This window comes from Paenibacillus sp. Dod16, from assembly GCF_049893405.1.
GTDB lineage: Bacteria > Bacillota > Bacilli > Paenibacillales > Paenibacillaceae > Paenibacillus_AQ.
Genome location: NZ_JBNDYG010000005.1, coordinates 388,653 through 402,850, shown reverse-complemented (window position 1 = coordinate 402,850; position 14,198 = coordinate 388,653). Strand labels below are relative to the sequence as shown.

Below are 14,198 nucleotides of genomic sequence, written 5' to 3'. Positions count from 1 at the left end.
CCTTTCTGAAAGATTTAGCTGCCTGTAATGGAGCGGATGCAATCCTCCGAGTCATTTTTAACGGAGTTCACGGTGGTGCTGACCGGTACGGCCTGCATTTCCTCCGCGGGGTAAGGTCTCAGAAGCTCTTTGAGGGATTGCAGGAAGGAAGGGCTGCTATCATTGGAATGAGAAGACGTCTGTCGTTCAAGCCATAGTGCTTCGTCTGCGGGTCTCAGAATGACAGGCATCCGGTTATGGATCGGCTCCATGAGTTGATTGGGTGCGGTGGTGATGACGGTGCAGGTGCTGAGCTTATCTCCGCCCGGGGTGATCCAGGTATCATACAGACCGGCCATGCTGAATATTTCACCGTTCCTCAAGCCGATGCGAAAGGGCTGCTTGCCATTGTCGTTTTTTTGCCATTCGTAAAAGCCGTCTGCAGGAATCAGGCATCTTTTCCGATAAAAGGGCATCCTAAAGGCAGGCTTGTCTTCCAGCGTTTCACTGCGCGCGTTGATCATTTTGGCTCCGGCCGAGGAATCCTTGGCCCAGGATGGGACAAGCCCCCACTGCAGCTGACCGATTCGGTTGGTGCTGCCGTCGTTAATAATCGCCGTGACCATCTGCGTTGGAGCGATGTTGTACCGGGGAATGTGAAAGGGAGATACCGATTCGGGATCGATGAGATATCTGGTCATCAGTTCTTCCCAAGTGACCGTGAGTGTAAAGCGTCCGCACATCGTTTCAAGCCTCCTGTTATTTGCCGTCGCTTAAGATTTGAATAGATTGTCTAATTAAGATTTTTAATGAGTTCAGAACGAATTTGCTACGTAGAGATTTTCAGTGCATTTGTGTTTGAGTATATCAAATATTGCCTAACTTACCAAAGGGTCTGGCTCATTGCCAGACTGAGCATCATGAATGGAGGATTTTTCGTGTTTGATTTAAAAGCTAACGGTACCTCGGTTAAGACAGAAGTTGTTGCCGGGGCCACGACGTTTTTCACGATGGCGTATGTGACCGTTGTGAATCCGCTGATACTATCGCAAGCAGGTGTGCCCTTTGAGCAGAGCTTCACGGCTACGATTATTGCCGCTGTGATTGGTACACTGCTGATGGGGCTTGTAGCCCGCTACCCGATCGCTGTGGCGCCGGGGATGGGCTTGAATGCCTACTTCACCTATTCCGTTGTTCAGGGACACGCCGGACTTGGGTATATTGAAGCTTTCTCGGCGGTATTTATAGCCGGTATTCTGTTTTTGGTGTTATCGATGACTTCCCTGCGGCGCAGGCTGATTGAGATGATCCCGTCGAATCTGAAGCATGCGATTACGGTCGGTATTGGCCTGTTTATTGCTTTTATCGGTTTGCGGATGAGCGGCATCATTACAGCGCATCCGGACAATCTGGTAGCGCTCGGCGATCTGCACCAGCCATCGGTTGTACTGGCCTTGGTAGGACTTGCGGTTACGCTTGTGCTGCTGGCCCGMGATGTGAAAGGTGCCTTGTTTATCGGTATGATTATCACCGGGATTATTGCTTATTTTGCCGATATGCTGTCCTTTACGAGCGGGATTATGTCGGTACCTGCGCTGCCGGAAGGCATCTTGGTATGGAACCCGATTACCGCTGCCTCGGATGTGATCAGGCATGGGCTCTATGCCGTTGTGTTCTCGTTCCTCCTGGTGACGCTGTTCGATACCACAGGTACGGTAGTTGGTGTGGCGGAGCAGGCGGGGCTGATGAAGGATAACAAGCTGCCTCGTGCAGAACGTGCCATGTTCTCCGATTCGGTGGCAACCGTGGCCGGATCCATGGTCGGTACAAGCCCGACCACCGCTTATGTTGAATCGGCAGCCGGCGTTGGCGCAGGCGGTCGGACTGGATTGACGGCGGTCGTCGTGGCCGCATTATTCGTGGTTGCCGCCTTTTTCAGTCCGCTGATCGGCGCGGTTGCCGGGTTATCCGCCATTACGGCACCTTCGCTCATCGTAGTGGGCTGCCTGATGCTGAGCAGCGTTCAGCACATCCGGTGGAATGATTTTGATGAAGCGTTCCCCGCGTTTCTTGTCATCCTGACCATGCCGCTTACGTCCAGCATCGCGACCGGGATCGCGCTCGGTTTTATTTCATACCCGCTGATGAAAATCGTGAAGGGCAAGTGGAAGGCGGTTCACCCGTTGATGTATATTTTTGCGGTGCTGTTCGTACTGCAGCTAGTCTTTGTCCCGCATTGATTTATACACGTGAAAATCCCCTGCCAGGTCTAAGCAGACCTGGCAGGGGATTTTGGTGTATGCCGATAAAGTATTGCAGCCGAACACCGAATTCTCGCCGATGGATATTTTCTCCGAAAATGAGCGTGAGGCTTGCTTGTAACGGGTCGTGATGATGCTGCAACGGTTCCGGGTTGTTGTTTTCGTCCGGATACAGGGATGCTGCTCCTGGTGGCCATGGACGCATCGGGCTCAGCGAGCTCGGCTCCATACGTCCGCGTACTTCGTGACGAGGCCGTGCTCGTCAACCTCCAAATCCGCTTGATAGGCTCCATCGTTACTCTCATAACGATAGGTATACTCGCCCGTACGCGTATATTGCTGGGGAAGGGGGGCAATGGTTAGACTCGGGAACTGAATCCAAACGGCCGTCATGGACGCGCTCTCTCCAGGCCTCAGCTTCAAGCGTCGGATCGGCAAGGAATTGGTGGAGGGGGTAATTCCGAGGTCAATGTCGGTCACGCCGGCAAATGCGGTGAGCTCGGTATCGCCGTCCCACCAGCGGCCGTCATCATCCCGCTCCAGGTGAAGGGACTGAACTTCCGTGCCGATTGAGAGCTTAATCTTTACCTTCCGGGTCTGCCAACTGCGGGTGGTTTCAACCTCATAGGAGCAGTGAAGCGGCCGGCCTTCCAGGCTGGCTACGACCATTCCGGTGAGCGTAAATCGGTGATGATGTCGATAGAGCCGACCATGCTCCAGAGAGGGGAGATCGTGTCTGTTCCAGAGCAGCGACTGCAGGAGCTGATCCGAGTTTGTGTTCAATAGTCCGTTTGGTTTCATTTCTTCTTCAACGTGCATATTGTCGTTCATGTGAGATCCCGTCCTTTATCAAAAGAGTATGAATGCGCATACATTCCCTTAACTTCGTTTACCTCGTAATTTGCTTAGTCCCCGTATACTTGCAGTTGTACCTTTTCCTTGTTCCGAGCCGTGCTCTGATCCTCTCTTAAATCCATTGCGGGGGTGACCGCTTGTGCTTCTCGCCCTGCTTCTCCAACTGCGGATATCCCGTTCCCGCGCATCAAGCAAAAGCGGTAGAATGACGCAGTCCTTGCAGACAGCAGCTCTTCCTAGGTTTGCAGTGGAGACGTTCATCTTCACCATCATATACAAACATATGTTTGTTATGCAACTGATAAATACAGAGTATGACAAAATACGAATTCAGACAAAGGAACTTTAGGTAGTTTCACCAGATATGTTGTAAGCTTTTTTTTTCTTCTTGATAGTTTTCTGATAATTACCGCTTATAGTCAAACGTAGCCACAAATGAGATGGATTTACGAAAGGAGTTTGATTTATGGGGAAGTCTTTCAAGCGTTGGCTCGTCTTGACGTTCAGCATATTTATTCTATTAACAGGATGCGGGAGCCTGAAAGATTTCACACAAAAGGTGATAGATGAAACAGAAAAAACCGCCCATTTTACATTGGATCTCGAGGAGGATACTTCATATACCATTGAGCAGCTCATCGATGATGGCCAGTTGGACAGAGTTGTTTTTGGCGGAAGACTGTATGAACTAAAGGATGAAGTCAATCCGAAGTCCAAGGGAGAGTATCTAGGGTTCATTGGGCAGACGCATTATGTGGATCAAGAGGGGAAGAGGTGGACAGAAGAGGAGCTAAAGAAGCCATATGTTTACTACAATCCGAAAGACATTCGAGAGAAACAGCCTTTGACCTACGGTTTCGCCTATCGATACAAACGGCAGCCTGAAGGCAGTTTCGACCTGATTATCATTGAGCTCAACAAAAAGCTTTTTCAAGCCAAGATGGTGCAGGGGGATTAGGGATTATCGCATCTTTGAAACATTTATTATGAAAGGATGAATGATTGTTGAAGGGTCAATTGTTAGAAATGAAGAAGGTCTCAAAAAGCTTTGGTAAGGAAAAAGTCGTAAAAGAGCTGTCGTTGCAGGTTCCTGAAAATTCCATATATGGATTGCTCGGCCCTAATGGAGCCGGAAAGTCCACCACACTTAAGATGCTGACCGGCATCATTACGCCGACATCCGGCAGCATTTGGTTTGATGGTCATATCTGGAGTCGGCGGGACCTTGGCCAAATCGGAGCGCTGATCGAATCCCCACCCATTTATGAAAATTTAACAGCTTTCGAAAATTTGAAGGTTCGGAGTCTGCTGCTCGGACTGCCGGACTCTCGGATCAAGGAAGTTTTAAATATTGTAGATCTTCAGTATACCGGCAAAAAAACGGCAAGCCAATTTTCTATGGGGATGAAACAGCGGCTAGGTATAGCGATTGCCCTTCTGAATCGTCCCCGGTTGCTTATCCTGGATGAGCCTACCAACGGCTTGGACCCGGTTGGAATTCATGAACTTAGGGAGCTTATTCGTACCTTCCCCCGTCTAGGTATGACCGTGATTCTCTCAAGCCATATACTGTCCGAGGTTGAACAAATCGCCGATCGTATCGGTATCATCAGCCAAGGCGTTTTGGGATATCAGGGAGAGATCCAATCTGGACAAAATTTGGAGCAGTTATTTATGGACGTCGTTGCTGCCCATAGGATCAGAGGTGGGGTAGTACAATGATGGATTTCCTTCGGTCAGAACATCTGAAACTGAAACGCACATTCTCATTGAAGCTGCTTATCCTAGTCCCTTTCGCAAATGTGGCATTTTCTTTCATCATGAATCCCATGTATTTTGTATCCAATACGATCAATTGGTGGTCCATTCTGTTCCTGCCGCTCACGATTGCGCTATGGTGCTGCCTGACACATCAAAAGGAACAGCGAGCTTCGAGTTATTCCGGCGTCTATCTGCTACCGGTTTCTGTGAAAAAAATATGGTTTGCGAAGCAGTTAGTAATTTCTATCTATTCCCTTGCTGCGATGATGGTTTATCTTGTTGTAATGGGCATTGCCGGCATGCTGTTATCCGGAGAGCTTATCGTTAATGTTAGGACTCTTATGGCTGTTTTGGTACTCTGGATCACAACGCTTTGGGAAATTCCTTTGTGTTTATGGCTGGCTCGGAAATGGGGAGCGGCCTTGGCCATGGGATTCAACATTGTGTGTGCATTGGGGTTTGGAATTTTGCTCTCTGCTCGGACGTTATGGTGGGCATGTCCATGGAGTTGGTCCATTCGGCTGATGTCTCCGGTTGTCAAGGTACATCCCAATGGAACCTTGCTTGAACAAGGACATCCCCTTCTTGAGTTGCAGGTTCTTCCGATTGGAATCGGTTTGTCGATATTGCTGACCCTACTCCTATGTTTATGGACGATGCAGCGATTTGAACCACAAAAAAGCGCATAAACAATAGGGAGGGTAAAGTAGGAGTATGAGTTTGTGGAGATGTTTAAGAGCGGATTTGTTAAAGCTTCGAAGAACCAAGATTTTATGGATTCATGTTGCGATTCCAGTCGTATGTGCAGTGCTTTTTCTGGGTTACTTCCATGGTAGAAAGATGGATTCTTTTCAGATGTATTCCTTTTACATGGAGAGCATCGGCGTTGCACTGCCCTTGCTTCTTGGGATGATCACCGGCTTGATGGTTTACCAAGAAAGACGTGCAGGGCACTTTCAAGTACTTCTTAGCGGTTCCGCATCCCGCTTATCAGGATATACGAGCAAGCTGCTGCTCTTGATTTTATTCGAGGCTTTTTCGATTCTTTTGGCTGTAGTACTATGGGTAGCAGGGATGAAATGGGTATTGCACTTGACCGATATTCCTTTGTGGAGTTACTTTTACGGATGGCTTTGGCTTACAGGTTCCAGTCTATTGATATGGATCGTACAACTTTTTTCAGCCTTTATGTTTGGAATGGGTGCTTCGATTCTATTGGGAGGCGCAGGGCTTCTGTTATCGGCACTTATGGCGACAGGGTTGGGAGATGGGATATGGATGTATGTCCCTTGGGCCTGGGGAGTTCGTTTCAGTGGGTTAACCGGCCTATTGCAAGAAGGAACCTTGCCGATGGAATTGGTGGACTATGTTCAAGATGAGTTAAAGCAGGGGCTTGTGTTTGCGACTTTGCTAACTTTAGCCGGTCTGGTTTTAAGTATGATCTGGTTTCGCCGATGGGAAGGCAAGCAAGCGCATGAATAGGCTGTTATTATAGGGAAAGACGTGATAGAAATGGCCAAAATCTTGGCGATTGACGACGACTCTGACATTTTAGCATTAATATCCAATATTTTGCATCGCGACCAACATGTCGTGATAACCCTTCAGGAAGTTACAGACATTAATCCAGAATTTTTTCAAGAATACGATCTGATCCTTTTGGACGTCATGATGCCTTATGTGGATGGCTTTGAGCTATGCAGGAGGATTCGGGGGTTTGTCAGCTGCCCCATTCTCTTTCTTACAGCCAAATCCCAAGAGGAGGATGTGGTTAACGGCTTGATGACGGGAGGGGATGATTATATTGCAAAACCGTTTGGCGTAAAAGAGCTGCGTGCGCGGGTAAATGCCCATTTGCGGAGGGAATCCCGGGAAAAGAACGTATCGAGGATGACCGTCGCGGGGGTTACTTTTGATTATGACGCCAAAGAAGTGTGGGTGGGGGAGCAACAGGTTCGGTTAACCCCCAATGAGTATAAGATATGCGAAATGCTTGCCAGACGAAAGGAGCGGGTATTCAGCCGGGAAGAAATCCATCAAGAGATATATGGAATCGATGGGGATGCCCTGTTTACTACGATTACGGAGTTTATACGGTCAATCCGCAGTAAATTTAATGCGTGTGGAGTGTCTCCGATCTCGACGGTCTGGGGAGTGGGCTACCGATGGCAAAACGACTGAAACAGACAACTCTACGTGTAGAGCTGCTCAAATACGTCATTTCATTAACCGTGTGTCTCGTTTCAATCGTACTTATAGGCGTATTCCTAAACCAGCTCGCCATTAATTCAGGGCTTGTGGTAAACGCTAATTATGATGAACGACGCGTGCTTGAAGCTGAGTCGATGATACAGGAAACTCCCCAATTCAAGAGGGAGCTGGTTCCCGATGAGATCCCGTTCGTTGTGCTGAAAAAGCCTGCGCTTGAAGTGGTAGATGGATCACTGGATGCTGCGGGAATGTCCTCGGCCATTCGGGCGATCCAGAACAGGACGGCTTACCAGGGACAATCGGTATACCGGGTCGTTGAGAGAGAGGATGCATACGTTGTTTTACATTATAAGGTTCGTACGCGCTTTACCTCACCGTTTTTAAGGGAGCATTTTCCGGATTATGAAGTGACAACCATCGCGCTGGGCATTGTATTGATCATAGGTGTGGTGTTGGCTGTCACTTCGGTGTTCGCGAGGAGACTTCAACGCCAATTCGACCGTATACAGGAGCTGACCCGAAGCATTCAAAACCAGGATCTGAGTCTGGAAGCGCAGGGGTCCCCGATTAAAGAATTCGATGATGTCATGACCTCCCTTCAGGAGATGGCAAAGGCGTTAGAGGCCTCACTGAAAGCGCAGTGGAAAACAGAAACTCGAAAGCGGGAACAAATCGCTGCCTTGGCCCATGATATCAAGATTCCGGTAACGATTATTAAAGGAAATGCCGAACTGTTAAATCTTGATGAACAGAGCGAGGAGCATGCGGGATATACCGAATATATCTTGAATGCGAGCAATAGGATCGAACATTATGTTAACATGCTTATTCAACTGTCCAAGGCCGAGCAGGACATGGCGATCATTAAGAAACCGACCTGTCTTAAGGATTTTATAGATGAACTCGTTCAGGACTTTACGGGTTATATCGGACATCGGAGGATTGAGCTTGAATTCGATGTTATGGAAGGATTGAAGATTGAACAGTCGACGATCTACATAGACAAAGCGCTGCTTCATCGAGCATTGATGAATATCTTGACAAATGCCGTGGATTATTCGCCTAATGGAGGGAAGATAGGACTCACGTTAATCAAGCGAGACCAACTCCTGTCATTTCGTGTGACTGACAGCGGACCGGGCTTTACCCTTGAGGACCTCGAGCAGGCTACCCAGTTGTTTTACATGGGAGACAAGAGCCGCACAGCTACAGAACACTACGGAATCGGATTGACCTTTGCCAGCAATGTTGCAAAGCTCCATCATGGAACTTTAACGCTTCGCAATCTTCAATGGCAGGGTGGAGCTGAGGTTACATTTCGAATTCCCATCGATCGAAGTCACTGACTCCGTGGCTTCGGTCTATTTGATTTGCCATGATTTGGAGGGGCTGTACCGAATTAATTTCCGGAGCAGTCCCTTCATCGTGTGACTTTCCGATATGCCGAAGAAACATTATGTTATTTGGAGCAACATCGAAGCCAGAGCAAGCAGGGCAAACACTTTCCCCGGGTGAGCTGATGGATACTACTCCTCGGTTCTTAACCAGCACTCCACAGAAACACGATCGGTTGAAAATCCCGCATTGCACCAGAACCCTACCCATAAAACGCTTATTCCGTATATGGACTTGAAAACGTATGTGAAGTAATATGAAAAGATCGTATATCTCATACGGCATCATTTCATCAAGAGTAGGGGTACAGCTTCCATGAACATACCTAAACAACGCATCAAAATCAGTCTAGCCATGGTTATGCCTGCGCTGGTTTCATTATCCATTCTCATGACGATGTCGATTATGTTCTATATCCAGTATAAAAACGAGAAACGATCCTTATACAACAACACCATGTCGCTTAATTTATCCTCCGCACAAAAAATGGCGGTTACCCTTGAAGCGATTTTCTCAGGGATGCGCCAAAGTCTTCGCGCCTCTGCCAACAATCCGGCTATTGAGGCCAGCGCGGCATCCGATCAAAAGGAGCTGCAGGTCATTTTTGATCTGATGCTGCAGAGCAGCCCTTATTTCAACTCCGTATTTTGGGCCGATCAAGCGGGTACCATTCGCGTGGTTTCTCCTGTGGGGAATAATTTGAATCAGGCCCGATTAAAAACGGAGGGGACTACGGAGGCGCTACAGGAGAGAAAGTCCTATATATCTGCACCGTATAGAACGCCTGCCGGACGCTGGATTGTTCTTGCGAGCGAGCCGATTTTTGACAGCTCCGGCGAGTATCACGGTATGATTGCCGGCACAATATACTTGGAAGAGAACAATATATTGCATCGGATCTTCGGTTCCGGTGCGGGGAATGAGGAAGAATCCTACTCCTATATCGTGGATGCCCGCGGGAGGCTGCTCTATCATCTGGATAAAAGCCGGGTAGGGGAGGACGTAAGCTCTAACGGCGTGGTAAAGCGGCTCATGAGCGGCGAGAGCGGCATGCAACGTGTCATGAATACGGATGGTGACGATTATTTGGCCGGTTATGCCAGCGTTGCAATGAATGGCTGGGGGATTGTCATGCAGACGTCGGTAAGTTCCATTCTGGCCGATGTCGACCGCAACTTGGAAGACCAACTGAGAAGCATGCTTTTTCCGATCGTGCTTATGCTGGTCATAGCCGCCTATACGGCTGCAAGAATTGCCGCTCCGTTTACCCGGCTGTATAAATTAACGAAAATGGTAGCAGCGGGACAAACGGTGTCTTCTCAGGAATTCCGGCCGCATTGGAATCGGGAAGCCGATCAATTGAACCGGATCATGGGGGTGGCTGCCGAATCGCTGGCCAAGCAGACCCTTTCGTTACAGCAGGAAGCCATCACGGATCCATTGACGGGGCTGTCCAATCGCCGAGAGCTGGAACGCTGCCTTGATTCATGGGAAGCGCTTAGGGATCCATATGCTGTTTTAATGCTGGACATTGACCATTTTAAAAGCGTAAACGATACATATGGCCATCAAACCGGCGACCAGGTCCTGAAGCTGGTGGCGGCGGTCATGAACGATTGCGTTCCAGAGGGTGCGGTCTGCTCTCGTTTCGGCGGGGAGGAGTTTGTCATTCTTCTTCGGAAGCATAGTATGGATGAAGCCTATCGTTTGGCTGAGCGAATTCGCAATGCGATTCAGAATTCCAAAACGCCTTATTCGCTAACACTTACCGTATCGATCGGCGTCTCCTTGTATCCTGAACATGGCAGCCGAGAGGATGTATTCCAGGCAGCGGATATGGCGTTATACCGGGCGAAGGACGAAGGACGTAACCGGACGATTGCGGGAGTGATATCGGCATAATGTACAAGCCATCGGCATGGCAGGTCTCTCCGGGAACAAGCAGCCGATGGGATGACCTCTGAATTCATCAGGGGTCATCTTTATTATGATTCGGAGCTGAGTTCGGCACATATATCTGCACACTTGTAATCAGGAACACTTTCCATTAGTATATAAGCATTAAGTTATATGGATGCGGTATGTTGAATATTATTTTTCTCATTAAAGGGGTGAAACTTAATGGAGCATATGAACGAAATGGCCGAGAAACTCAAATTGCTTGGGGATAAAACAAGGCTTACCATGTTGACGCTCCTCAAGGAAAGAGAATGGTGCGTTTGCGAGTTTGTGGAAATATTCGACATGTCACAGCCCGCAATCAGCCAGCATTTAAGAAAGCTTAAGTCTCAAGGCATCGTAAGTGAAGCCAGACGAGGTCAATGGGTTTATTATTCCTTGCATGTTGAGGATAAGCCATATATTCAAGCGGTGTTGCATGAGATGCCAAGCGCTCAAGAAATTCTGTCATCGCTAAATAAGAGCGTAAACTGTTCCTGCGATTAACCGATAGTCCGTCTGAAATATGAATGAGGTTCGAGGGGCAGAGGTAGTCGATGTTCATTATTTATTATATATGGATATAGTTATATATTGATCAAGAGAAGCAAGCATAACTGTATTCAAGGTCATTAGGTTATTGGAGGGTTTGTACATTGGTTTCTGTTGTTTTGGCCAGCATCATTTTTTTAATTACTTTGGTTTTTGTCATTTGGCAGCCTAAACATCTATCCATCGGATGGTCGGCTTGCGGAGGTGCGGTGCTGGCACTGCTCGCTGGCGTCGTTGACTTTCAGGATGTATGGGATGTCACCGGAATCGTATGGAATGCTACGCTCGCCTTTGTTGCGATTATTATCATCTCATTGATTCTGGATAAAATCGGTTTATTCGAATGGGCTGCTTTGCATATGGCGAATGCCGCTCGAGGCAACGGTATCCGGATGTTTGTGTATGTATCGGTTCTTGGCGCTGTTGTCTCCGCATTTTTTGCAAATGACGGTGCGGCTCTGATCTTAACGCCGATTGTGCTTGCCATGGTGCGGGCGCTCCATTTCGACGAGAAGAAGGTGTTTCCCTTTATCATCGCAAGCGGCTTTATTGCGGACACAACTTCACTCCCGCTGGTGGTCAGCAATCTGGTGAATATCGTATCGGCTGATTACTTTGGCATTACGTTTACCGAATACGCCAGCCGAATGCTGGTTCCCAATCTTTTCTCGTTAGCGGCGAGTGTCCTTGTGCTTTACTTGTTTTTTCGCAAAAGCATACCGCAAAAGTTTGACGGGAGCGAGCTCAAGCAGCCGGCAACGGCAATTCAAGACCCTGCCATGTTCCGCTTGTCCTGGATTGTTTTGAGTATGCTGATGGTCGGTTACTTTGTGTGTGAATTTGCGGGGATTCCGGTATCAATCGTGGCTGGAGTTATTGCGATACTCTTTCTGCTGATGGCGAGAAAAAGTCCGGCTGTGCCGACCAAGGAAGTGCTCAGAGGCGCACCATGGGCGATTGTCTTTTTCTCGATCGGCATGTATGTCGTGGTCTATGGCTTGCGAAATGCCGGTCTTACTGATTTTCTGGCAAGTGTGATACAGCAGATCGCCGACCAAGGGATATTTGCCGCAACCATGGGCATGGGCTTCATTGCTGCAATCATTTCTTCCATCATGAACAATCTGCCGACGGTGATGATTGATGCGTTAGCAATCGATGCGACAAACACTTCGGCCGCCATCCGTGAGGCGTTAATTTATGCGAATGTCATCGGTTCCGATCTGGGTCCCAAAATCACGCCGATCGGTTCGCTGGCAACCCTGCTATGGCTGCATGTCCTTTCAACCAAAGGCGTGAAGATCAGCTGGGGGACCTACTTTAAGACCGGAATTATATTGACTATTCCGACATTGTTTATAACCCTCTTAGGTTTATATATTTGGTTAACCATACTTTGATTGAAGCGATAAGGGAGAAAGGGAGAGGACCAATATGACAAAAAAGACGATATACTTCTTGTGCACAGGCAATTCCTGCCGCAGCCAAATGGCTGAGGGATGGGCCATAAAACATCTGGGTAATGATTGGAACGTCTACAGCGCGGGGATCGAAGCTCACGGCCTAAACCCGAATGCGGTTAAAGCGATGAATGAGGTGGGGATTGATATTTCGAGTCAAACCTCCGATATCATTGACCCGGAGCTGTTAAATCAAGCCAACCTGGTGGTCACCTTGTGCGGCGATGCAGCCGATCGTTGTCCGATGATGCCTCCGCATGTTCGCCGAGAGCATTGGGGCTTTGATGATCCAGCCAAGGCACAGGGGACCGACGAAGAAAAATGGGCTGTTTTCCAGCGCGTACGCGATCAAATCGGCGAGCGTATTCAACAATTTGCGGAAACCGGGGAATAGTACGAAAACTGTGCCAGGGCCCGGACGCTTCCTTGAGAAGATACTGATATCCTGGTATACCAAGAACGCCCCTACTCGCGGGCGTTCTTTTTTGTCAACAACTCCTTTATGATTCATCCAAGGTTCAGGTACTGATAGCCGCCGTGGCTACCACAAAGCACAGGCTGGAGAGAGCAGCCGGTTCTGCCTATTGAATCGTGGCGCGCAGAGCTTCCGCGAACCTCGTTATTCCGGATGGGATATCCTCGGCTCTGGCACGGGCATAAGTAAATCTCACATAACCGGAAGCGGAACCGTACACGCTGCCTGGCGCAAAAATTACGCCTTTTTGAATGGAAGTTTCCAGCAGCTTGCTGTCATTCACGTCCGGAACGATTTTGCACCAGAGATGCAGGCCGCCCTCGGGCACATGGAAATGGACCAGGCCTTGAAGTTCTTTCTGAAGGGCCTCGATCAGTAAATCCCGCTTGTACAACAGGCTTGCTCTTAGCCTGTCCAGGTGCGGAGCAAAATAGGAAGAATTGAGGAACTGTCCGGCCAAGCTTTGAGGCACCACGCTCAATCCGAAATCCATCTGCTGCCTGGCGTCCGCAAGCCGCTCTACCACGGAATTCGGGGCGACCATCCAGCCTACGCGGAGGCCGGATGCGGCTATTTTTGAGAAAGACCCGATGTACAATACCGAGCCGACGGAATCCACCGATTTCAAGGGGACAGGCGGAGAACACTGATAGGCCGTTAAACTGAAGGGATCATCCTCAACGATCGGTAGCCCCAGCTTACTAGCCATATCAAGCAGCTGGGATCTTCTCTCATGGTCCATAATGGTGCCCGTGGGATTCTGGAAATTCGGATTAATGAATATCATCTTGATCCGGTGTTTCTTGTACAGGGAGCGGATGTCGTCCGGTTGTACCCCTCGTTCATCGACAGGGAGCCTGAACAATCGGAGCCCTGCGGATTGAAACATCGGCAGCGAATAACAATAGGATGGATCCTCGATGGCCACAGCGTCACCAGGTGACAGCAAGCACTGTGTAATGAGATACAGCGATTGCTGGGATCCTGACGTAATCAGTATGGACGATTCGGTAGTATGAATCCCGCGATACTTTTTGAGATAGGTAACCAATGCTTGTCTGAGTGGACCATATCCTTGCGGATTGTCATAACCGAAATAGGACAGACTGGGTTTCTGGCTCATCAATGTATTCATTTCTTGGATCGGTGCCAAATCCCCGGCGAGCTCCCCGCTGGCAAAATCAATCAAAGAAGGATCATGCGCCAACGCTTCCCGAATCCGGCGGAGAAAAGGGGGGTTAGGCAGAAAATTTCCTCCCTCAGCGTAACGGCGCCAGTTCGGCGTATGCTTCGGCGTGGCGCCCCACTTGG

At 48.9% G+C, this 14,198-nt stretch carries 14 protein-coding genes; 11 read left to right on the top strand and 3 right to left on the bottom strand.

Annotated features, from left to right (window positions below; all coding sequences use genetic code 11):
• Positions 1-14: 14 nt before the first annotated feature.
• The gene (locus ACPV3A_RS06690) at positions 15-722 is read right to left on the bottom strand and encodes an SOS response-associated peptidase (protein WP_220685980.1); all 708 of its coding nucleotides are present in this window, start codon (positions 720-722) and stop codon (positions 15-17) included.
• A 195-nt stretch (positions 723-917) separates the two neighbouring features.
• Here ACPV3A_RS06690 and ACPV3A_RS06685 point away from each other — a divergent pair, with 195 nt between their 5' ends.
• On the top strand, positions 918-2,219 hold the full coding sequence (locus ACPV3A_RS06685) for an NCS2 family permease (RefSeq protein WP_194541759.1): 1,302 nt from the start codon (positions 918-920) through the stop codon (positions 2,217-2,219).
• Positions 2,220-2,450: 231 nt separating this feature from the next.
• On the opposite strand, the gene ACPV3A_RS06680 is transcribed toward ACPV3A_RS06685, so the two are convergent.
• Positions 2,451-3,071 (bottom strand): putative glycolipid-binding domain-containing protein, encoded by a 621-nt coding sequence (locus ACPV3A_RS06680; protein WP_426198494.1) that lies wholly within the window; start codon positions 3,069-3,071, stop codon positions 2,451-2,453.
• A 490-nt stretch (positions 3,072-3,561) separates the two neighbouring features.
• Between ACPV3A_RS06680 and ACPV3A_RS06675 the strand changes: the two genes are divergently transcribed.
• The 10 genes from ACPV3A_RS06675 (at position 3,562) to arsC (ending at position 12,806) form a co-directional block, all read left to right on the top strand.
• The gene (locus ACPV3A_RS06675) at positions 3,562-4,053 is read left to right on the top strand and encodes a NisI/SpaI family lantibiotic immunity lipoprotein (RefSeq protein WP_426198493.1); all 492 of its coding nucleotides are present in this window, start codon (positions 3,562-3,564) and stop codon (positions 4,051-4,053) included.
• Positions 4,054-4,121: 68 nt separating this feature from the next.
• On the top strand, positions 4,122-4,817 hold the full coding sequence (locus ACPV3A_RS06670) for a lantibiotic protection ABC transporter ATP-binding protein (protein ID WP_199341191.1): 696 nt from the start codon (positions 4,122-4,124) through the stop codon (positions 4,815-4,817).
• Positions 4,814-5,545: a lantibiotic immunity ABC transporter MutE/EpiE family permease subunit gene (locus tag ACPV3A_RS06665; RefSeq protein ID WP_426198492.1), complete on the top strand. Its 732-nt coding sequence runs from the start codon at positions 4,814-4,816 to the stop codon at positions 5,543-5,545. The genes ACPV3A_RS06670 and ACPV3A_RS06665 overlap by 4 nt, the downstream gene beginning before the upstream one ends.
• 25 nt (positions 5,546-5,570) lie before the next feature.
• Complete coding sequence (locus tag ACPV3A_RS06660) at positions 5,571-6,338, top strand: lantibiotic immunity ABC transporter MutG family permease subunit (protein ID WP_194541764.1); 768 nt, start codon at positions 5,571-5,573, stop codon at positions 6,336-6,338.
• A 30-nt stretch (positions 6,339-6,368) separates the two neighbouring features.
• Positions 6,369-7,037 carry a response regulator transcription factor gene (locus ACPV3A_RS06655; protein WP_194541765.1) on the top strand — a complete coding sequence of 223 codons (669 nt, stop codon included), beginning with the start codon at positions 6,369-6,371 and terminating at the stop codon, positions 7,035-7,037.
• On the top strand, positions 7,022-8,413 hold the full coding sequence (locus ACPV3A_RS06650; protein WP_426198490.1) for a sensor histidine kinase: 1,392 nt from the start codon (positions 7,022-7,024) through the stop codon (positions 8,411-8,413). The genes ACPV3A_RS06655 and ACPV3A_RS06650 overlap by 16 nt, the downstream gene beginning before the upstream one ends.
• Before the next feature lie 364 nt (positions 8,414-8,777).
• On the top strand, positions 8,778-10,364 hold the full coding sequence (locus ACPV3A_RS06645) for a sensor domain-containing diguanylate cyclase (RefSeq protein ID WP_194541767.1): 1,587 nt from the start codon (positions 8,778-8,780) through the stop codon (positions 10,362-10,364).
• Positions 10,365-10,583: 219 nt separating this feature from the next.
• On the top strand, positions 10,584-10,907 hold the full coding sequence (locus ACPV3A_RS06640; RefSeq protein ID WP_426198489.1) for an ArsR/SmtB family transcription factor: 324 nt from the start codon (positions 10,584-10,586) through the stop codon (positions 10,905-10,907).
• A 149-nt stretch (positions 10,908-11,056) separates the two neighbouring features.
• Positions 11,057-12,352 carry an arsenic transporter gene (locus ACPV3A_RS06635; protein WP_426198488.1) on the top strand — a complete coding sequence of 432 codons (1,296 nt, stop codon included), beginning with the start codon at positions 11,057-11,059 and terminating at the stop codon, positions 12,350-12,352.
• Between the two features lie 34 nt (positions 12,353-12,386).
• Complete coding sequence (arsC, locus tag ACPV3A_RS06630; protein ID WP_426198487.1) at positions 12,387-12,806, top strand: arsenate reductase (thioredoxin); 420 nt, start codon at positions 12,387-12,389, stop codon at positions 12,804-12,806.
• 187 nt (positions 12,807-12,993) lie between these two features.
• Here the strand turns inward: arsC and ACPV3A_RS06625 are convergent.
• Positions 12,994-14,198: PLP-dependent aminotransferase family protein (locus ACPV3A_RS06625; RefSeq protein WP_426198486.1), on the bottom strand; the 1,205-nt coding region annotated here is incomplete at its 5' end.